Here is a 20,985-nt window from a genome sequence, read left to right as displayed (position 1 = left end):
TTACCCCTCCTTGCCGCCGAAGTAGCGGTGGAAAGCGACCAGCGCTTCCATGTAGTGTGCAAAGCGGATCAGGTCCGCACGGTCGGTGGAAATGCCCTTGAGGTATTCCAGCAGGTTCGTCTGCGCCACAAAGCTTTTTACGGTATCATCGCGCCCGCACTCATAAGCCACCCGGACCCGCATCAGGTTGAGCTTCACGATGCTTTCGGGCAGAAGCTTCTCCTCGGTGCGGATGTTTTCCGTATTATAGATATCCGTCACGAGGCTCAACAGGTTGCGGATCTTGCTGGTGGTCACTTTTTTGGGCTGGCTCATCAGGCTGCGCATAATACGCTCGGCTTCGTCTACATAATCTTCCGGCACCTTTTTCGGCGTGATCTCCGGCGGCAGCTCTTTCTGCTGCCCATAGCTGCTGCGGTTGTTATAGCTGCCGGAACCGCTGCGGTTTCCGTTGTAGCTGTTGCTATATCCGCTCCGGCTGTTGTTATAGCCACCGCCGCCATAGCTGCGGCCATTATCATTCCATCCTGCCATCTGTGTCGCCACCCTTTCTGTTCTGATAGACATAAATATAAATTGCGGTGATGAGCTGGTGACGCTGTACGGCATCTAAGGCCCAATCCATCATGCTGTGAGAGAATTGCTCGTAAAGTTTATAATCGGGTGCATTCTTTTTGGGGGAAAGCCGCGCCAGCAGGTAAGCATACCGCGCAAGGTTGATGCGGTCGTTTTCTGCTTCCCGCAGCAGTGCCAGAAGATTGTAGAGCAGGGCGTTTCCATGCTCGGCGTTATCCTTGCCGAAGAAGCTTTGCAGGCAGCCGACCTTTTCGGTCAGGACTTTTGTGCGGAAGGTGTCCCACGCATAGATATGTCCCTGCTCCGGTTGCACTAGCAGATTGCCCTTTGCATCCCGGACTGCTTTGCGCTCCGGCGTAAACAGTGCCACTGCATTTTTGCCGGGCAGATGCTTGGCGGCTTCTTCCAGCGCGGCAGTTTCCTCGGCGGAAAGCCGGATGGGGTAATGGTCATCAAAGATGCCGATGCCTGCGCTGAGGGTCAGTGCACCGCAGGAGAATGCGGTGAAATTACGCTGGATGCGCTGTGCTGCTTCCAGAACATCGTTCCATGCGCCCACAAGGAACACATCATCGCCGCCGGCATAAACAATGCTCACTTGCAGCCCTTCGAGAATGCCGTTGATGTAGCACTTGAAAAACAGTGACATCTGCCGGGAGAACGCTGAGGTGCGGGACAGGGTAACATAGTGCATCCGTTTGACCGGGTCTTTCTCGTTTTCCTGCTCGAAACCGGAGATAAAGGCGTGGCCGAGGTTGTCCACATCCATACGGCAGACCGCAATGCGGCGCACGCCCTCGGACTGCTCTGCCAGTTCTTCCATGCTGTTGCTGGCGGCGTAATCGCCCACATACAGGTTGGTGCTGTAAGTAAGGCCGGTGAATGGTGCATTTTTGGTATATACACGCGCGACGGGCTCGCCGGAAGCCAGCCGTTTGCGGGCAGAGAGCGGATCCGTCAGGGACAGATATTCGCTGCCGCCGTCCAGTGCAGGCAGCGTGCAGTCATCGGCAGCCGAGGGCTGACGGCTTACTACCAGAACGCGCGTGTTCTGGATCTTAATGGAAAGATCTACGAACAGTTTGCACCAAGGGCAGAGATCATCCTTCAGGTTGGCACTGGTGCCGCACACCTTGCATTCCCGGCCATCCGGGTAAGTAGCGGTACTGTTCAGCTGCCGCAGATCCTCTGCGGTATAGCGGTGGAATTTGTGCTGTTCCAGCAGCCGGTTCACCCGGCGGAACAGCTCTTTGTAGGGGCTTTTTTCAGCCGGGGTATTGGTCAGGTCGTTGCCGGAGCAGGGCGTCCATGCGTTGGCCAGAAACAGCTGGGTGCCGAACTGCTGCTGCAACCAGCGGTTGAACTGCCGGTTCCACCGGGTCAGGGTATCGGCCACAGCGGCAGTGTTGGGCAGCAGCACATAGCAGTGTCCGCCGCCGCTGTAGATCAGGTTGGCGCGGGACACGCCGCACCCGGCCAGAAGCTCGTCCAGATAGTGCTCCATGAGCAGCTCCAGAAAGAACGACCGGCTGCGCAGGGAGCGCAGAGCGTTTTCGGTATGGACAGTATAAAGAAACTTCTGGATGCGGGAAAAATCGGCGGTATAGAGCAGAAAAACGTCCTTCTGACAAAAATCCTTCTCCTGCTCAAAAAGTGCCTTGCGCAGGTCGGTGATGTTGTTTGCCTGCACATATTCGCTGATGCACGCCGCAATGGCTGCGGTGGTCTTGGCGTGGTCAAACAGAGAAACATCCGGGCTTTCGCCGGTAAAGGTGCTGGACGGAAAACAGCTGAACTGCGTTTCCAGCAGACCCAGCAGCGAGTTGATCCACTCCGGTTGCGGCTGCAGATCCGGCAGACACTCCTTCAACTTGCGTACAGCATCTGCATAGACGGAAGCGGAAAGTAGCTGCTGCTGCCGTGGCAGCTTCAGGCTGCCGTCCTGTGGCTGCGCAGGCATCATCCAGCCGGGGTGGGAACCATTCAGGTGGGTGAACACCGAGTCCAGCGGAAGATCCCGCCGGAAGGAACTGCTTTCGCCTTCGACCTCCCGGCGGTCTGCGGCGGCAGAAAGATCATCTGCCAGATAAACGATATAGGCCGGGGAATCGGCCGGCAGAGCCTTTGCTGCACCGCGCAGCGCGGCGGCGTGGTGGTAGCGCACACAGTCCAGCGCCGGTGACCAGCCTGCACCGGGCAAAACGCCGTGCAAAAACTGGTAGCCCTGTTCACTGTGGCTGCCGCGCTGCCCACCGGCACGGTACACCGCTTTTCCGGTGTCGTGCAGCAGCCCGCCATAGGTGGACTGCAGGGTGAGAACGTTCAAAATACCATCTCCTTTATGGGTTATGGAAGAATTGCACAATAAACGGAAAGTGTATTTGTCAATTTTGTAAGAGATGCTTGGAATTGGCTTTATTATAACACATTTTGTCGCTATGCAAAAGCCGCAGCAGAGAAAATATCACAGCAGCTGCAATCGTTCCGTTCATAGAGGGACAGCCCACGGAAAACAAAGAGTTAAGGTTTGCAAAAGAAAAACTCCGCATCTTTTTTTGATGCGGAGTTTTTTGCCCCCTTGCGGGGATAAGCTGCAATTCAGCAACAACATTATCGACAGCAAAATTATGAGGTTATCGTCCCCTTGCGGGGATAAGCTGCAATCTCGCAAGTATATCGTATACGTTGACAGAAACGAGTTATCGTCCCCTTGCGGGGATAAGCTGTAATTGAATTGTACGCCCCACACCATTAACTTCGTCAAGTTATCGTCCCCTTGCGGGGATAAGCTGTAATCGGTGCAAGTTGTGCGGCGAGCCGATTGATGTGAAGTTATCGTCCCCTTGCGGGGATAAGCTGCAATCTGTGATTGACGATTCATTGGATTTGCCCTTTGTTATCGTCCCCTTGCGGGGATAAGCTGCAATAGCAGAACTGCCCCAAAAAGAAACTCTTTTCCTGCGTTTTTTAAGGCGTGTTCTGCAATCACAAGATAAATATAGCACATTGACTGCAAAAATAAAAGATATTTCCGAATAAAAGTTGGAAATTGGTGGTGCGAACCCTGTGCCAGATTGGGGAAAACTAGGCGGTAGAAAAGGAGGTTCGCCCCCCGAACTGTTGACTTCAGGGCATCGGGCCATAGCGCCGGAACCCGGCAAACACAAAAATGCTGCGCTTCAGGGTGCTGCCGTCCGGGTAGGTGGTCTCCTGACTCTTGCGGCGGGAGCAGGCGGCCAGCGTGGGGATGCCCGCGGCTTCCAGACGCTGGACTACCCGGTACACAAAGGTGCACTCGCCCTGACAGAGCACGGCGTCCGGGTTAAGGTGCAGGATGTGGTCGGCGTATACCGTGGCAAGGGAGTCCAGTGCGGCCTCGTCGGCGGCGGGGTCGATGGCAGGGAAGGCAAGATCGACCACCGTGCCGTAGCGCTGTGCCGCAGCCGTTTGCTCGGCGCTCCACAGGGCGTAGGGGTGGTTGGAAAAGTTGATGAACATAGCGTGTACCTCCCGGTTCTTTAAAAAAGGCTCCCGTCCGCACAAAACGGACGGGAGTGCTGGCGCGGGGCTCACCGCTTGTCGATGCGGTGGCCAACGTTGTTGCCGGCCAGAGCGCCGGTAACGCCGCCAACGATGGCGCAGGGGATGGTGCCGGCAATGGCACCGACAGGGCCGCCCACGGCGATGCCGATGGAGGCACCCTTCACGGCGCCTGCGACGGCACCGGCTGCGGCACAGCCCAGAGTAGAGATCAGCTCAAACATGTTTTTCACCTCCTTTCACCTACCAGAAGCCCATGGCAAGGGTGCAGTTAAGGCGTAAAAAAATAAATCCGCATAAATTTTTTAAACCATTGTAGCAGCGGCCTTTTTATGGTATGATGCAGATAATGGATCTTATAAAAAGGAGTGTTGCCCTGTGCTAAAGACTTATATCACCACCGTACCTTTGCAGGGAAAGCTGGACCCCATGCTGTACCAGCGGGATCATGCAGCCCCGCCCACGGCCACCTGCTTTCCCATCGTGCAGGTGATGCGGGATACCCTTGAACCCGGGGACACGGTGCAGCTGCTGGCCATCCGGCAGGAAAATGCCGATACCGCCCGCAATTATCAGCGCTTGTTGGAAGAGCTGGCGCAGCTGGGCATTGCAGAAGATCAGGTGCACCAGCTCCACCTGCCCGAGGATCAGCGCCCGGAAACGCTGATCGGCCTGTGCCGGGATCTGGTGGATGCCCTGCCGCAGGTCACCCGGGTGTATGCCTGTATCACCTACGGCTCCAAGAGCATCCCGGTGGTCACGTTGACGGCATTGACCTGCGCCGAAGCTACCCATACGGAGCTGGAAGTAGGCGGTGTGTATTATGGCGAGGTCAAGCGGGAAAACGGGCAGGTGCTCAGCGCGCGGCTTTACGATATGGCAGCGCTGTATCAGCTTGCCGGGCTGGTAGGTACCATGCGTGACAGTAAGACCGCCGAACAAGTGTTCCATCAGCTGATCTGGATAAACGAGCACCGGGAGGACTGAGCAGCGATGAATGACGTGAAAACATGGGCGGACATTGATGCTTCGCCGCTGCTGCAGCTGCCGCCGGAACAGCGCAAAAAGCTGCACGATGCCAATGATGAACGGTTCCGCACGTTCTGGGCGGAATGCTTTCTGACCGCACAGGCTCCCGGAAGGGGAGAGGAAGCATGGAACAGCGTGGATTTCTGCAAGGCGTTTCTGGATGCGTTTGATTTTTGGGAAGCAAAGCCGGGGCAGACCTTCAGTATGTATCTGCGCACCGCTGTCCGTCATGCACAGGCACACGACCAGCAGCAGGAAGAAATGGCTGTGACGGGTTTCGGACGCGAGACGAACCGCAAAATCAAAAAAGCGCTGGAGTACATGGAAAAGAACGGAATCACAGAGAGTATGCTCTGCCGTGACCCGGAAAAAGAACAGGTGATCGCCGATATTGTCGGGGTCGGCGTAAAGACCCTGCGGAAAGCACTGCGCAGTAAGCAGTCGGTGCTCAGTCTGGACGACACTGGCGGAGAGGATTCGGCGCTGGGTGACCGGGTGGTTTCCCAAGAAAAAAGCGTGGAAGAAAAGGTGGAGCAGAGCAGTGAAATGCTGGCATGGCTGCACCGCGGCATAGGGCTGATGAACCTGCAGCAGAAGGAAAAATACGGCAAGACAGCTGGACCGTTGTGGAGCAGCGTGCTGATGGGCTTTCTGCGCAACAATGACGCGCTGCCTCCGGCAGAGGATGCGCCCGCGCGGCTGGCAAACTGCGATGATCTGCGTCCGCTGGAACAGGACAACTGCCTGTGGGATATCCTGCTGCTGCACCGGTATGTGGAGTTTACCGTTCAGCCGCCCTATGCACCCAAAGCGCTGGAATGCGCCGCGCTCCACGCCCTGCTGGACTCGCAGCGCAACCCGGCGCAGGATAAGACCGTGGCAGAATTTCTTGGTGTGAGCCGGGCGGCGGTGTCGCAGCGGCGCAAAACATGGCAGCAAAAACTGGTGCAGATGAAAACGGAACAGGAGGATGGATAAGATGGGACGCGATGTTTTACTTTTATATATGAGCCCGAAAAACCAGAACTACAAGACCCAGACCAACGAGGGCGCGGTGCGGTACCTGATAAAGGAAAAGGAGACCCCGGACTGCATTCTGGCACTGTGCAGCGAGACGGTGCGCAAAAAAGCTGTGGTGGAAATGCCGGACGGCAGCACCTGCACCACGCTGGAATATTTCCGCGATGCGTTGCGCAGGGTGGGCATCCCGGAAGAACGGCTGGTGGTGATCGAAGTGCCGGACAGCATGGATGACGAGAAAAAGCAGTTTCAGGCCATCTCGCAGCTGCTGGAAAAGATCAACGAAGGGGACACCCTTTCCATCGACCTTTCCGGTGGCATGCGGGACACTGCCATGCTGCTGGTGACCGCTGCCCGCTGTATGCGGGACCTGCGCAAAGTGGAGACCCGCCGGGTGATCTATGCGGAGCTGCGCGGGGAAGAGCCTGTCGCGCACGACCGCACCCAGCTGTATGATCTGTTCGACTTTGTTACCGCCATGGACGAGTTCTTCTCCACTGGCACCGCGCAAAAACTGAAGCGCTATCTGTGGAGCGAGGGCGAAAAAGACCCGGTGCTGCACACGCTGCTGACCCGCATCAACCAGTTCTCGGAAGATCTGGCGCTGTGCCGGGTGCAGAAATTGAACGACGATTTGAACCAGATCGATCAGGCGCTGAAAAAGACGCCCAAGAAGAGCCAGAACCTGACCGACCTGTTCTTCCGGCTGCTGAAAGACCGTTTCAGTACCGAGTTTGCAGAGCTGCTTTCCTCCGGCGAAAAGGCGCTGCCTGCACTGGTGAGCTGGTGCGCCGGCCACGGGATGTACCAGCAGGCGCTGACCCTGCTGTGCGAGCAGATGCCGGAATATGTCTGCCAGCATATTTTTGTGCAGCCCACCCCCAAAGGCTGGGAGTATCTGTCAGCGCAGATGCAGAACAAGGGCAAGCCGTGGGTGTACCCGCTGTTCCACTTCCATTTCTGCCGCCTGACTTTGATGCAGAAGGAATATCCCTATACAACAGACCTGCGCCTGACCCTAAGCCGGGACGATGCAGAAGGCAATATGCTGTTCGGCGTAGCAAATAATGCAGAAATGCACGACTATCTGGATATGGTGCTTGCCTCTGGGCAGCTGGTCATCGACCCTGCCATCCGCCCGCAGCTGGAGCAGGCTGCCCTGCTCTATCAGCGCGTGATGCAGTACCGCAACCAGATCAATCACGCCAGCGCCAGCGACCTAGGCTTACAGAGCGAGCGCGTTCTGCCGCTGGATACAGAGCACATTAAAGAGACCCTGCAAAAGATCGCCGCCTACCTGCATGAGATCCGCCCCTTGAAGCGGAACGTCCCGCAAGGCGTCAAGGCGCTGCCTGTCACAAAGACGATTCCGGCAGGCGCAGTTCCCAACCTGTAAAATAGAATATAAGAAAAAGCAAAGCACCTCCGCTGCTGGCAAATGCCAGTGGCAGAGGTGCTTTTTTGTCCCCTTGCGGGGATAAATTGCAATATCCCGCACAAGATCGAGGTCAAAAACTACCGCAGTTTCCGTCCCCTTGCGGGGATAAATTGCAATATTATGAAGGCTATCGGTAAACTGTCCGTGATTGGTTTCCGTCCCCTTGTGGGGATAAATTGCAATCGGTTTCAGAACTTGAAACGGGATGGACACATCTGTTTCCGTCCCCTTGCGGGGAACTCATTGGATATCAAGAAGCATGGGCAGACTACCGATGTTTTCCGTCCCCTTGAGGGGTGTAGTTTTACTATACCACACATTGAGTCAAAAGAAAAGAACTATACACCGGAGAAGCGCGGATGGAGCAGAAAAGATAAGGCATAAAGATCACCTCGATTCGACAGAAGGGGCGTCAAAGCCCTGAATGGGCAGGCCGAGAAAGTATTCCTCGATGCGGTCCCAAAGCTGCTCGCTGGAAAAGCCGCTGGTAAACAGCCAGCTCATCAGCCGCACAGCATCGGTGTGGCGCTGGGCAATGCGCTCCAGCAGGTGGTTGCGGTAGAACCCGCGGTCAGCCAGCTCCAGGGTCTGGGTCTGGTTGACGTAGAGGTACAGGCGGCTGTTGGAGCCGCCCAGAAGGGCAAAGTGGAGCAGGTCCAGCTCTTCCAGAACGCCCAGAGCCGGGGCCAGACGCTCGCTGCCCTGCACAGAATCGTTCACCGGCAGATAGCGGCAGGTCTCGCCGCTGTGCAGAACAGCAAAGCTCTGCTCCAGCCAGTGGAAAAACTCGCTGATGAACGGGTCCACGACGCTGTACTCTGCGCCTTCCTGCGTGGTGCCGCGGCGCAGCACACGGGTGCGCTGCAGGCGGGACGAATGCTGCTGCCAGGACTGCACAGCCGCCAGCACTACGCGCACTGCACTGGTGGCACGGGTGCTGCTCAGGCCTGTGGCCTGCGCCAGCCGGGCGGCGGCATCCCGATCGTAGAGATACTGGCCACTGCGGGCAGCCTCGAAGAAGATCTCCTTCAGGGCGCGCAGCAGAACGGAAAAACGGGCATCCGCATTGGCGTGCCACTCCAGCGTTAGCTGCATGGCGGGGGTCAGGTGCAGTTGGGCATTCAGCGGCAGCTTGTCGCTGTGGGTGTACAGCAGGTACTTGAACTGCGGAAAGGAAAAATCGTTCTGCCAGCGGCTGCTCCACAGGCGGGCAAGATCTACGTCATAGACTCCGGCGGCCTCATCCTGCAGGGTGGCAGCACCGGTACAGATGCGGTTGACTGCGGCGGCATCGGCGCTGTTGAGCAGGAAATACCCGTGGGTGAACAGAGGAGAGGGCCGCATGATGAAGGGTGCATAGCCGCGTGCTTCGCTGTCCTTCTGGATCAGCAACATGGCGGTCTTGACCTTGGCCAGCGGGTCCTGCTGGTGCTCACCGTTAGGGCTGGCAAAGATGTAGGCGAAGCTCTCGGCATCCACCAGAAGCTCGTTGCGGTGCTTGGTGGCAGCGGCCGGCTGGCTGGCGCGGTGCTGGCGGTATATTCCATGGTAAAACCCCGCTTTCACTTCCAACTGTAAGTGTTTTCGCTTAGTAGAAGCCCATGGATGCAGTAGAGTTAAGTCTTTTGAGAAAAAATTATGGTTATCTTTTTGGAAACGTCAGTCAAATAAAAAATCAATGAGTTCTCTTATAAAGGTATAGAATTAAGAAACAAGGACAGAAAACCTTGCCAAAGAAACAAACTATACAGAGCTTTTGCGTATGATACAATAAAATTATAAATCTTAATGGGGAATATCGTTTTAGGAGGCCATCATGGAGCCAATGAAAGCAACCAGTGTCAACAGCCGTGCGGAGGAGCTGTTTGTACAGCTCTTCTGTGAGGCTTTTGGGCCTGAGAAAACCGAAAATTTGCAGGTCCAGTACCCCTGCGTGGACATCTATGGACGGCATCGCTATATCGACTTTGCGTTGGAATCACCTGAATCCAAAATTGCAATCGAGATTGACGGTGAGACCTACCACAACCCGAGCAAGGTGTCCGAAAACAAATACGCTGATGACCTCCTGAAACAGAACAGCCTGATCTATGACAACTGGAAAGTATACCGTTGGATCTACAGCCAGTTGGAAAAGCAACCGGAAAAGGTCAAAGACGAGCTGATTACGTTTCTGGGCACCAGCCCCATGTTCAAGGCGTTTGAAGCGGACCTGCCGGTTCAGATGGGGCAGACCATCGAGCTTCGGGATTACCAGCAGGAGGCTACCGAGAACCTGCAGAAAATGCGAGAGAACGGCAAGACCATTGCGCTGCTGTACAATGCGACCGGCGTAGGAAAAACCATCACGGCAGCAACGGACGCCAAGGCAGTGGGCGGACGCGCACTATTTCTGGTTAACGCCCTGAAGCTGGCGTCGCAGGCAAAAGAAACCTTTGCTAAGGTCTAGCCGGAAGCGACTTTGGGAGAGTACATCGGAAGTCAGAAGGATATGACCCAGACGGTCATTTTTGCAACGGTGCAGAGTATCTCCAAGGATCTGGAAAAGTTCTCGCCTACGGATTTTGACTACCTGATCGTGGACGAATGCCACCATGCGGCAGCCAACACTTATCAGAAAATCTTCACCTACTTCCACCCGAAGTTCATTCTGGGACTGACTGCTACCCCGGAACGCAGCGATGGCGAAGATATGATGGAGCTGTTCCAGAACGTTGCCCACAAAATGGATCTCAAAACTGCTGTAGAGCGTGGCGTACTGGTGCCGATTCGCTGCATCCGGGTCAAGACCAACATCGACCTGACCGATGTGCGGATCAACGGCATCAAATACAATTCGCAGGATCTGGAAAGCAAGCTGTTCATCCCGGAACGCAATCAGTTGATCGTTGACACCTATCTAAAGTACGTCAACGGCAAAAAGACCGTGATCTTCTGCGCCAGCGTAGACCATGCAGCCGAAATTGCAAAATATCAGCCCATGGCCTATGTGTTGGCACCGGAGAACAAGCGCAAGCTGGATCAGGATATGCTGTTTCAGGGGGAAAAGCCGGAGGCGTGGCTGGATGTGCCGATCGATGTGTCTGACTATGAGATCATCGACCTTTTCAACTGGCAGAACAGCGTCAAGGATATGATCTCGAAGATCGAGTTCGTTCGGATGGTGGATGTGCAGTCCGAGACGGTGGAGCGTTACATCAAGGACGGAAAAGTCAAACCGGACCTTTCGATTCCCTTTGGTGATAAGCGGATGTTCCACTATTTCCGGGAGGAAAGCATCCGCAACATTGCGAAACAGTATGGCTGGGATCTCATTACGCCGCAGAATATGGCGGACAAGTTCATGAAGTTCATCGAAACGATGGACATGAGCTACTCCTACAAGCCGGTGCTGCTCAAAGCAATCTATGAGTACATGGACAGCAGCGGCAGAGTTGCCCTGCCGGATGTGGTGGACTACTTTATTGACTTCTATGAGGACCGCAAGGCACATGGGATGATCGCAGAGAAATCCACCAGCATTTACCAGAAGGGCGGTTATACCCGGAAGGATGTGGAGAAGAACATCCTCTCCAACCCCTTCAAGCGCTTTGAGGATATGCGATTCCTGATGCGCTGCAAGGACATGGAGACCATCGAGGTGAATCCCATCATCTTCCGCAAGCTGACACGGGAAGATTGGCTGCATATTGTGGATGTCTGCGATAAGAGCCTTGAAAAATATTATTTGCGGCTCAAAAAATGATGTGAGCGCCGATAATTGACTGCGGGTGACGTGCATGATGAAAATAATACTTGACGTATGATATAACGTTTGCTACAATAAAATTGATGACAAATGTTATACTTGCGGGAGGTGCCCGATGAACACAGTCTTTGAGATTCGTTCAGCTTTACAATGGAGCCAGTCGAAATTGGCGGATGAAATCGGAGTGTCCTTTGCGACCGTAAACCGCTGGGAAAATGAAAAATCTACGCCGAATCGTCTTGCACAGGAGAAAATGCTTGCGATTTGCGAAGAAAATCATATCACGTTGGCTGAAATTATACACGATGCTATTATCGGAGATGCTGCAGAAATCTCTGCTATGCATCCGGATAAAATGATTTTATACCATGGCTCCAAATCAGGCATTCAGGGGAAAATCAAACCAGCCAGCCGTGACCGCTGTGACTTCGGAGCTGGATTTTATATGGGAACTGATCCGCTCCAGCCGCTTACGCTGATCTGTGACTATGAGCAATCTGTTTTTTATATTTTATCGGTTGATCTTCATAGCTTAAAAACTTTGGATGTTCCGGCTGATATTGAATGGGCTATGCTGGTAGCATATCATCGTGGTAGAATGGAAGCCGCACGAGGAACGAAGTTCTTCCAGAAGTATCAGGAGCTGGATAAAGGCTACGACATGGTGATTGGCAGCATTGCAAATGATAGAATGTTCTATGTTCTGGATAGCTTTTTTGAAGGAACGATTACCGATACGGCATTGGTGAAAAGTCTGTCTGCTCTGAAACTTGGACGTCAGTATGTTGCTATTACGCAGAAAGCCTGTGATGCGGTCAAGATTGAGCGTGAAGTCCAATTACTTTGGATGGAACGGCAGGCACTGAAGAAGGCCAGCGAGCAGAACCGTAGTAATGGCATTGCATTTGCAAACCAAATCTGCAAAGAGTATCGTAGAGAAGGCCGCTTTTTTGATGAAATCCTTGATGGTGCAAAGCAGAGAAGGTGAATCGTTATGGATCTGGTTCAATTGAAACTATGCGATATTCAGGGCCGCTTGTTTGAGCTTTCTTTGCAAGCAGGCTATGACAGCGAGGATTTCATGAAGCGGTTCATGCGCTCTAAGGTTGCCCGTGATCTTGATTCAGAGTACAACCGGATGCAGTGGGCGGGAGAAGAATATCTTCTGGAGGAATTTGCAGACGAGTGCCCTCAGACGCAAAAGGGCAATGCCCGTTATGATAGAGAAGTAATGTATTGGACAGGCTACCTTTACCGTTATTGGCATATTCTGACCAACGAACCCAGCAGGGAGATTTATGCGCAGGCTCCGGCGAAGACCATGAACACAAACTATCTGATGTTCCACACCATGGCTCCAGAGCTGGCAATTGAAGACTTGAAAGAACTGCACCAACAAAAGAAACAATCTAAAAAACAAAAATCGAGAAAACCAGAACAGCAGATTTAGTGCTGGGTAAAAACTGCCGTTTGTAGCAGATCTGTAGCAAATCAAGCCTATTTAACGAATCATCGTTCTAAAAACCGAAAAGTCATCATGCATCACACGCAGGGGGTCTGGGGCTCAAGTCCCTAATTCTCCACTCAAAAATCCGTTGTCATATGACAACGGATTTTTTTGTTTATCTGCATCTTGCCTCCCGGCAGAAAAGACGGTACAATAAAATAAAGCACAGCAGGGGGCGGGCGAGATGGAGAAACTGGAAGCGAAGCTGAAAGCAGTGGACTGGGCCGTGCGGGATGTACTGGTGGGTACTATGCGCAGCCCGCAGCAGCTGAATATTTGCCGGAAGGACTGCTTTTATTACATCCCGGCAGAGCGCCTGCAAGACAGTGATTTTCCTATCCGCTATGTGGCCCTTTACCAGTCGCAGTATGTGTTCGGCGCACAGGCGGGCGTCCGGTACTACGGCGAAGTCACGAAATGCAGCGCCGTCCGCCGGAGCGCCATCACAGAGGTCAGCCCCCGGAGAGGGACGGAAGGAAACTTTTATTACCGCTTCGACATCCGGGAATGGAAGCAGCTGAACCGGCCCATCGAGGCCAAAGAAACGGGCTTTGTAAGGGATTTTACCAACCTGTTCCTGCTGGAGCACAGTGTCCAGACGCCGGAACTCTGGCTCCGCACGGAGGAAGAATACCGTCTTTGTTCGGCCCTGAAGCGGGCCGTCTGGGGCGACACCATCAATGAACCGGACAACGGCCTTACATTTGAATTCCGGGGTTTCACCGTGAGCTTTGCGGAGGGGAAAATCTTCGTCTCGGATAAGGGCCACGCTTTTGCGCAGTATGAACTCTCGCATTTTTTGCAGGATTCCGGTGCTGTGGTCCGGGGCATCCGAAGAGAATGCCTCCAGAGGGATTCTATGAGGGAACTCTCGAAGATTTGAATCGTTCCTTTTATTTACTTCTGCACTCCTGCGGCGCACTGCTCGATGAACTGCTTGGCGACGCGGGGGCTGCGGCCTCCGGCACGGATGGCGAAGGCTTCGGCCTTGGTCAGCAGCTCGTCGTGGGGCATCTCGATGCCGTGCTGTTTGGCAAGCTCGGTGAGGATGACCTCGAACCGGGCTTTCTCAGGCCGCTGGAAGGTGACGGTGAGGCCGAACCGGGCCGAAAGGCTCATCAGCTCCTGACGGGTGTCGGCCTCGTGGATGTCGTCGCCGGTGCGGTCGGAGAGGGTCTCCTTGATGAGGTGGCGGCGGTTGGAGGTAGCGTAAACGGCGATGTTCCGGGCTCTGCCGCCCACGCTGCCCTCGAGGATGGCTTTCAGGGCCGCAAAGTTGTCGTCATTGGCCGTGAAGCTCAAATCGTCGATGAAGAGGATGAACTTCAGTGGGTTCGCGGCCAGCTTGTCCATCAAATCGGGGATCTGATAGAGCTGGTTCTTCTTGACTTCCACGAGGCGCAGGCCGTCGGCGGCGAACTCGTTGGCGATGGCCTTGACGGTGCTGGACTTGCCCGTACCGGCGTCGCCGTAGAGCAGAACATTGTTGGCGGGCATCCCGGCCAGCAGGGCGCGGGTGTTGGCGATGACCTTCTCCCGCTCCTGCTCATAGCCCGGCAGCTCGTCGAGGCGCTGGGGGTCGGGGTAGCGCACCGGCACCAGCTGGCCGTTCTCGACCGTGAAGACGTGGTGCTTGGCGAACATTCCGTAGCCCTTTTTGCCCACCTCGCTCATCCGCTGGGCGTAGGCGGCGTGGAGGTCGATGGCCTTTGTCTCCCACCGGGGCAGGAAAGGCAGCTTGTCGGCGGCACCGGCGGCGTCCAGAAGCTCGTCCAGCGTCAGGCTGCACAGCTGCCGCAGGAAGTCCAGCTCATTGTCCAGTGCAGTCTGCAAAACGGGCGGCACTTCGCTGACAGCCGCCTGCCGGACACAGACCGTCTCGGCTTCGAGGACGGCAGCGGAAAGGTATTCGCCGAAATTGGTGGTGTGCTCGAAGAGGGCTGCTTCGAAAGAAGCGGCAGCGTCGCACACGGCTCCCGTGCTCTGGGGGGCAGCGGCCATCCGGTCGGTGAGGTCAACAAATTTTGCAATGACGTCATCGTCCAGCAGGGCGCGGAAGATGACCAGCCCGTGGAGCCGGGCGTTCCATTCTGTAAGTTTCATAATATTCCTTTCTATTATATAATTGGCTCTCCCTTTGGGAGAGCTGGCGCGGGAGCGCCTGAGAGGGCAAGCACTGTGCGATAAAGCCCACCGCACAGCGATAGGCAGGCTCTTTGTCAGAGTGATACGCTCGCTGAGCTTGTGTGGCTTTGCCAGCGGCCTTGCCCTCTCCGTCATCGCAAGCGATGACACTTCTCCCAAAGGGAGAGGCTATGCTTTAAGTAAAGTCGGTTACTCAGAATTATACAGCGATGTAAGGCCCTGCGCAAGATGGTGTTTAATTATCTTCATGTTTGCCATGATTCACGTTACAAATCGTCGATTGACAACGGCCCGATTTATAGTATAATTGACCCAACAAATGCACAGATGGGAAAAAGTAACGCAGGATACCCGCTTTTCAGAGAGCTGCCGGACGATGCAAGGCAGCAGGCGGCCCGGCGCGGAATCCTCCCGAAGCAGCCTGCTGAAGGACGATATATGGGACGTCTGCTAAGCAGAGCCGGTGGCGGCCGTTAGAGCGCAGGGCTTTGTTGGAAGCCCGTGAGAGGGCGCGGAAAGCGTCAACGAGAGTGGTACCGCAGAGAGTTTTGGATTGATTCCAGGTCTTTGTCTCTTGGATAAGGGGACAGAGACCTTTTGTTTATCAGGTACTGCCCCTGAGAGTGTTTGGGAAAAAGTGTATAAAGTGGAAAATGGAAACGGAAACAGGAGAAACTCACCATGCAGTTGAACGGTTCTCAAATCTTTGTGGAGGTGCTCTGTGAGCAGGGGGTGGACACCCTCTTCGGCTATCCCGGCGGCGCAGTGCTGAATCTCTACGACGAGCTGTACAAAAACGCCGACCGCATCACCCATGTGCTGACCGCCCACGAGCAGGGCGCATCCCACGCGGCGGACGGCTACGCCCGTGCAACGGGCCGCACCGGCGTGGTGCTGGCCACCAGCGGCCCGGGCGCAACGAACCTCGTCACCGGCATCGCCACCGCCTATATGGACTCTGTGCCGATGGTGGCTTTCACCGGCAATGTGACCACGGAGGGCCTGGGCAAGGACGGCTTCCAGGAAGCCTACATCGAGGGTATCACGATGCCCATCACCAAGCACAACTTCACGGTGCGCCGGGTCGAAGACCTGGCCGACACCATGCGTGCGGCTTTCCGCATCGCCCAGAGCGGCCGCAAAGGCCCGGTGCTGGTGGACATCCCGAAGGATGTCACCGCTGCGGTGTGTGAGTTCACCCCGAAAAAGCCGGAGCCCATCCGCACCGTGACCACCTTCAACGAAGAGCAGGTCAAGTGGGCGGCAGAGATCATCAACGGCGCACAGCGCCCGCTGGTCTACTTCGGCGGCGGCGTCCGCTCGGCGGCCAGCTGCCAGCCCCTGCGTGACCTTCTGAAAAAGGCTGAGATCCCGGCCACCTATACCCTGATGGCCGCAGGCGTCGTGCCTTACGGCGACCCGATGAACATCGGCATGGTGGGTATGCACGGCTGCTACACCTCGAACCGGGCGGTGGCCGACTGCGATGTCCTTATCGCGGTGGGCGCCCGCTTCTCCGACCGCGTGGCCCTGAACCCCAAGACCTTCGCCAAGAATGCGACCATCATCCAGATCGACATCGACGCCAGTGAGCTGGGCAAGAACGTGGATGTTGACCTTGCCATCGTGGGTGACGCCGCCTATGTGCTGAACGCCATGCTCCCGATGATCGAGGACAAGAAGCATCCCGACTGGATAAAGATGATCCACGAGTGGCAGGCACAGGATTACCACCCGGTATCCGACGCCTCCCGCCTGATGCCCCATCAGGTCATCGGCGAGGTCTGCAACCAGTGCGGCCCCGAGGCGGTCTACGTCACCGATGTGGGCCAGCACCAGATGTGGGCGGCACAGTACATCCGCCACACCAAGAGCCGCGGCTTCATCACCAGCGGCGGCCTCGGCACCATGGGCTTCGGCTACGGCGCAGCCATCGGCGCACAGATGGCGCTGGGCCGCGACCAGCGGGTGGTCATGTTCACCGGCGACGGCTCCTTCCACATGAACCTCAACGAAGCCTGCACTGCTGTCAGCTACGAGCTGCCCATCATCACGGTCATCTTCAACAATCAGGTGCTTGGCATGGTGCGCCAGTGGCAGACCGCTTTCTATGGCAAGCGCTTCTCCCAGACCGACCCCCACCGCAAGACCAACTTCGTCAAGCTGGCCGAGGGCTTCGGCCTCAAAGGCTACCACTGCGAGAACTTGGCCCAGTTCCAGGAGGCATTCGCCGACGCTCTGAAGCAGAAAGGCCCCACCTGGATCGAATGCATGATTGACAAGGACGAAAAGGTCCTGCCCATGATTCCCGGCGGCGGAGACATCAACGACATCATCATGAAATAAGGAGGACACAGCGACATGGAATCCAATCAGCGCAGGGTCATCAGCCTGCTGGTGGACAACCAGAGCGGCGTTCTGGCCCGGGTGTCCAACCTGTTCTGCCGCAGAGGCTTCAATATCGACAGCCTGACCGTTTCGGCCACCAACGACCCCACGGTCAGCCGCATCACCGTTTCCGTCTCGGGTACCGAAAAGGAGCTCCAGCAGCTCATCCTCCAGACCGAGCGTCTGGAAGTCACCCGTCAGGTCTTCGTACTCAACGAGTCCACCGCTCTCGAGCGGGAGCTGCTCCTGCTCAAGGTGATGGCAAATGTCACCAACCGCGCAGAGCTGCGGGAGATCGCCGGTATCTACAAGGCAAAGATCATCGACCTGTCGCCCGACAGCATGGTCTTTGAGCTGACGGGCCGTCCCGAAAAGATCGACGCCTTCTTGAAGCTCATGTCAGACTATCAGATCTTGGAGCAGTGCCGCACCGGCGTCACCGCCCTCGAGCGCGGCGGGATGCATCAGCATATGCAGAAGCCCGCGCAGGAGGTAAGAGAGGCACAGTTCCCGCTGCCCGGCACGAGATGCCACTAATTTACTTTTCCGCTCCCCAGTGAGCGAAAAATATACGATGCTTATCATTCATTCTATACTGAAATAAGTAAAAAACAAAAGGAGAACAACTACCATGGCGATCAAGAAATACTACGATTCCGACTGCAACCTCGGCGTGCTGGACGGCAAGACCGTCGCTGTCATCGGCTTCGGCAGCCAGGGCCACGCACATTCCGAGAACCTCGCCGAGAGCGGCGTCAATGTCGTCGTCGGCCTGCGCAAGGGTTCTGCTCACTGGGAAAAGGCCTCTGAGTTCGCTGCAACTCATCCCAACTTCAAGGTCATGGAGGTCGAGGAGGCTGCCAAGGCCGGCGACGTCGTCATGATGCTGGTCCCCGATGAGCTGTGCGCTGACATCTACAACAAGCAGGTCGCTCCCTACATGACCGAGGGCAAGGCTCTGGCTTTCGCACACGGCTTCAACATCCACTTCAAGACCATCACCGCTCCCAAGAATGTTGACGTTATCATGATCGCTCCCAAGGGTCCCGGCCACATCGTCCGCCGCCTGTACACCGAGGGCGAGGGCTGCCCCTCTCTGATCTGTGTCGAGCAGGACTTCACCGGCAAGGCTAAGGACATCGCTCTGGCATACGCTTCCGGCATCGGTGCCGGCCGCGCCGGCATCCTCGAGACCACCTTCAAGGAGGAGACCGAGACCGACCTGTTCGGCGAGCAGGCTGTCCTGTGCGGCGGCGTCTGCGAGCTCATCCACGCTGGTTTCGACACTCTGGTCGAGGCTGGCTACGAGCCCGAGATGGCCTACTTCGAGACTTGCCACGAGATGAAGCTCATCGTTGACCTCATCAACGAGGGCGGCTTCTCCAAGATGCGTTACTCCATCTCCAACACCGCTGAGTACGGCGACTACCGCACCGGCAAGCGCCTCATCACCGCTGAGACCCGCAAGGAGATGAAGAAGGTCCTGACCGAGATCCAGGACGGCACCTTCGCTTCCGAGTTCCTGACCGAGATGAGCCCCAACGGTGGCCGCAAGGTCCACTTCCTCGCTCAGCGCCGCATGGAGGCCGAGCACCCCATCGAGAAGGTGGGCGCAGAGCTGCGCGGCATGATGAGCTGGCTGAAGAAGTAAGAAAATCAGAAAAACCTCTCCGTCAGCGCTGACGCGCTGCCACCTCCCCTAACGAGGGGAGGCCTTGGCATATCGTAAAGCCTCGTCTCTTCGCCAGAGGCTCCCCTCGGTAGGGGAGCTGTCTGCGAAGCAGACTGAGAGGTTGAATCCCAGAGCGTCGGTTTTAGCAGAAAAACTGCTGGTTCCGGCGCTTTTTTGAATCAGGAGGATAAAATGAGAAGTGACAACGTGACCAAAGGCTCGGAGCGCGCGCCCAACCGAAGCCTGTTTTACGCCCTGGGCTACACCCCGGAAGAGCTGGACCGCCCCCTCATCGGTGTGGTGAGTGCCTACAGTGAGATCGTCCCCGGCCATATGAATCTGGATAAGATCGCCGACGCCGTCAAGGCAGGCGTCCAGATGGCAGGCGGCACCCCCATCCTCATCCCGGCCATCGGCGTCTGCGACGGCATCGCCATGGGCCATGTGGGCATGAAGTATAGCCTCGCTTCCCGCGAGCTCATCTGCGACAGCGTGGAGACCATGCTGATGGCTCATCAGCTGGACGGTCTGGTGCTGGTGCCTAACTGCGATAAGATCGTTCCCGGCATGGTCATGGCTGCTGTCCGCATGGATGTGCCTGCCGTGGTCTGCTCCGGCGGCCCCATGCTGGCCGGCACCTACGGCGGCGAGGAAGTCAGCCTTTCCAAGATGTTCGAGGCCGTGGGCGCTTATAAGGCCGGTATGATCACCGACGAGCAGCTGGAAGACTGCACCTGCAACTGCTGCCCCAGCTGCGGCAGCTGCTCCGGTATGTACACCGCCAACAGCATGAACTGCCTGTGCGAGGCCATCGGCATCGCACTGCCCGGCAACGGCACCATCCCCGCCGTCTACTCCAAGCGCCTGCTGCTGGCAAAGCACGCCGGTATGGCCGTCATGGATATGGTGAAGAAGGGTATCACCGCCCGCCAGATCATCAACGAGCGCTCCATCCGCAATGCGCTGACCTGCGATATGGCGCTGGGCTGCTCCACCAATACCGTTCTGCACCTGCTGGCCATTGCCTACGAGGCTGGTGTGCCGATCGACCTGAAGCTTTTCAATGAGATAAGCGCCAAGACCCCGAACCTCTGCCATCTGGCCCCTGCAGGCCCCACCCATATGCCTGACCTCTACGCCGCCGGCGGCATCCCCGCCGTGCAGGCAGAGCTGGCCAAGAAGGGGCTGCTGGACCTCGATGTCCCCACCGTCACCGGCAAGACCCTCGGCGAAAACATCAAGGGCGCTCACATCCTGAACGACAAGGCCATCCGTCCCATCGACAACCCGTACTCTCAGACCGGCGGCCTGCAGATCTTGTGGGGCAACATCGCCCCCGATGGCTGCGTCGTCAAGCGCAGCGCCGTGGCCCCCGAGATGCAGGAGCACTCCGGCCCGGCCCGCGTCTTCAACAGCGAGGAAACGGCCATCGCCGCCATCTATGCGGGCAAGATCGTCCCGGGCGACGTGGTGGTCATCCGCTACGAAGGCCCCAAGGGCGGCCCCGGTATGCGTGAGATGCTCAACCCCACCTCCGCTCTGGCCGGCATGAAGCTGGACAAGACCGTGGCCCTCATCACCGATGGCCGCTTCTCCGGCGCTTCCCGCGGCGCTGCCATTGGCCACGTCAGCCCGGAGGCTGCTTCCGGCGGCCCCATTGGCCTTGTTGAGGAAGGCGATACCATCCACATCGACATCCCCAACGCCAGCATCACGCTGGAAGTTTCGGATGAGGTGCTGGCGGAGCGCAAGGCAAAGTATGTCGCTCCCGAGCCCAACATCAAGACCGGCTGGCTGAGCCGCTACGCCCGTTTGGTCACCAGCGCAAACCTCGGCGCAGTGTTGAAGTAAGATAATATAAAGAACAGGAGCTGCATCCTTTCGGGACGCAGCTCCTGTTCTTTTTGGTGAGTCCAAATGGA

Annotated in this window: 16 protein-coding genes, 1 pseudogene and 1 CRISPR repeat array; of the genes and pseudogenes, 11 read left to right on the top strand and 6 right to left on the bottom strand. The window is 56.4% G+C overall.

The window, feature by feature from the left end; translation table 11 throughout:
- From csm2 to AAAU26_RS10350, 4 genes are all read right to left on the bottom strand, one after another.
- On the bottom strand, nucleotides 1-534 hold the full coding sequence (gene csm2 / locus AAAU26_RS10365) for a type III-A CRISPR-associated protein Csm2 (RefSeq protein WP_158395141.1): 534 nt from the start codon (nucleotides 532-534) through the stop codon (nucleotides 1-3).
- Complete coding sequence (cas10, locus tag AAAU26_RS10360) at nucleotides 518-2,902, bottom strand: type III-A CRISPR-associated protein Cas10/Csm1 (protein WP_227618859.1); 2,385 nt, start codon at nucleotides 2,900-2,902, stop codon at nucleotides 518-520. Before cas10 ends, csm2 begins: the two co-directional genes overlap by 17 nt.
- Nucleotides 2,903-3,142: 240 nt before the next feature.
- Nucleotides 3,143-3,499: direct repeats of the CRISPR family, unit length 28 nt; unit sequence GTTATCGTCCCCTTGCGGGGATAAGCTG.
- A 203-nt stretch (nucleotides 3,500-3,702) separates the two neighbouring features.
- Nucleotides 3,703-4,074: a hypothetical protein gene (locus AAAU26_RS10355; RefSeq protein WP_227618858.1), complete on the bottom strand. Its 372-nt coding sequence runs from the start codon at nucleotides 4,072-4,074 to the stop codon at nucleotides 3,703-3,705.
- Between the two features lie 71 nt (nucleotides 4,075-4,145).
- Nucleotides 4,146-4,340, bottom strand: coding sequence for a hypothetical protein (locus AAAU26_RS10350; protein WP_158395139.1), 195 nt, complete (start codon nucleotides 4,338-4,340; stop codon nucleotides 4,146-4,148).
- Nucleotides 4,341-4,494: 154 nt separating this feature from the next.
- Between AAAU26_RS10350 and AAAU26_RS10345 the strand changes: the two genes are divergently transcribed.
- Genes AAAU26_RS10345 through AAAU26_RS10335 form a run of 3 tightly spaced genes read left to right on the top strand, consistent with a single transcriptional unit; the run spans nucleotide 4,495 to nucleotide 7,561 of the window.
- Nucleotides 4,495-5,103, top strand: a complete 609-nt coding sequence (locus tag AAAU26_RS10345; protein ID WP_227618857.1) for a TM1812 family CRISPR-associated protein — start codon at nucleotides 4,495-4,497, stop codon at nucleotides 5,101-5,103.
- Between the two features lie 6 nt (nucleotides 5,104-5,109).
- The gene (locus AAAU26_RS10340; protein WP_227618856.1) at nucleotides 5,110-6,123 is read left to right on the top strand and encodes a sigma-70 family RNA polymerase sigma factor; all 1,014 of its coding nucleotides are present in this window, start codon (nucleotides 5,110-5,112) and stop codon (nucleotides 6,121-6,123) included.
- A 1-nt stretch (nucleotide 6,124) separates the two neighbouring features.
- Nucleotides 6,125-7,561 carry a TM1812 family CRISPR-associated protein gene (locus AAAU26_RS10335; RefSeq protein ID WP_227618855.1) on the top strand — a complete coding sequence of 479 codons (1,437 nt, stop codon included), beginning with the start codon at nucleotides 6,125-6,127 and terminating at the stop codon, nucleotides 7,559-7,561.
- Nucleotides 7,562-7,990: 429 nt separating this feature from the next.
- On the opposite strand, the gene AAAU26_RS10330 is transcribed toward AAAU26_RS10335, so the two are convergent.
- The gene (locus AAAU26_RS10330; protein ID WP_227618854.1) at nucleotides 7,991-9,175 is read right to left on the bottom strand and encodes a hypothetical protein; all 1,185 of its coding nucleotides are present in this window, start codon (nucleotides 9,173-9,175) and stop codon (nucleotides 7,991-7,993) included.
- Between the two features lie 244 nt (nucleotides 9,176-9,419).
- On the opposite strand from AAAU26_RS10330, the pseudogene AAAU26_RS10325 reads away from it, so the two are divergent.
- From AAAU26_RS10325 to AAAU26_RS10310, 4 genes and pseudogenes are all read left to right on the top strand, one after another.
- Nucleotides 9,420-11,348 (top strand): annotated as a pseudogene (locus AAAU26_RS10325) (DEAD/DEAH box helicase).
- 118 nt (nucleotides 11,349-11,466) lie between these two features.
- On the top strand, nucleotides 11,467-12,339 hold the full coding sequence (locus AAAU26_RS10320; protein ID WP_227618853.1) for a DUF3990 domain-containing protein: 873 nt from the start codon (nucleotides 11,467-11,469) through the stop codon (nucleotides 12,337-12,339).
- Between the two features lie 6 nt (nucleotides 12,340-12,345).
- On the top strand, nucleotides 12,346-12,801 hold the full coding sequence (locus AAAU26_RS10315) for a hypothetical protein (protein ID WP_227618852.1): 456 nt from the start codon (nucleotides 12,346-12,348) through the stop codon (nucleotides 12,799-12,801).
- 241 nt (nucleotides 12,802-13,042) lie between these two features.
- Complete coding sequence (locus tag AAAU26_RS10310) at nucleotides 13,043-13,741, top strand: DUF8743 domain-containing protein (protein ID WP_227618851.1); 699 nt, start codon at nucleotides 13,043-13,045, stop codon at nucleotides 13,739-13,741.
- 14 nt (nucleotides 13,742-13,755) lie between these two features.
- On the opposite strand, the gene AAAU26_RS10305 is transcribed toward AAAU26_RS10310, so the two are convergent.
- Complete coding sequence (locus AAAU26_RS10305) at nucleotides 13,756-14,961, bottom strand: ATP-binding protein (RefSeq protein ID WP_227618850.1); 1,206 nt, start codon at nucleotides 14,959-14,961, stop codon at nucleotides 13,756-13,758.
- A 723-nt stretch (nucleotides 14,962-15,684) separates the two neighbouring features.
- Between AAAU26_RS10305 and ilvB the strand changes: the two genes are divergently transcribed.
- The 4 genes from ilvB (at nucleotide 15,685) to ilvD (ending at nucleotide 20,914) form a co-directional block, all read left to right on the top strand.
- Nucleotides 15,685-17,349: a biosynthetic-type acetolactate synthase large subunit gene (gene ilvB / locus AAAU26_RS10300; RefSeq protein ID WP_217210460.1), complete on the top strand. Its 1,665-nt coding sequence runs from the start codon at nucleotides 15,685-15,687 to the stop codon at nucleotides 17,347-17,349.
- Between the two features lie 15 nt (nucleotides 17,350-17,364).
- A complete protein-coding gene (gene ilvN, locus AAAU26_RS10295) occupies nucleotides 17,365-17,928 on the top strand; it encodes an acetolactate synthase small subunit (RefSeq protein WP_227618849.1) in 564 nt (187 codons plus the stop codon).
- Between the two features lie 94 nt (nucleotides 17,929-18,022).
- A complete protein-coding gene (gene ilvC, locus AAAU26_RS10290) occupies nucleotides 18,023-19,042 on the top strand; it encodes a ketol-acid reductoisomerase (protein WP_158389185.1) in 1,020 nt (339 codons plus the stop codon).
- Nucleotides 19,043-19,255: 213 nt separating this feature from the next.
- Nucleotides 19,256-20,914: a dihydroxy-acid dehydratase gene (gene ilvD, locus AAAU26_RS10285; protein ID WP_227618848.1), complete on the top strand. Its 1,659-nt coding sequence runs from the start codon at nucleotides 19,256-19,258 to the stop codon at nucleotides 20,912-20,914.
- Nucleotides 20,915-20,985: the final 71 nt, after the last annotated feature.

The organism is Faecalibacterium longum (assembly GCF_040094125.1).
Lineage (GTDB): Bacteria > Bacillota > Clostridia > Oscillospirales > Ruminococcaceae > Faecalibacterium > Faecalibacterium longum.
The sequence above is the reverse complement of the archived record's forward strand: the minus strand, read 5'-3'. Positions and strand labels throughout refer to the sequence as shown.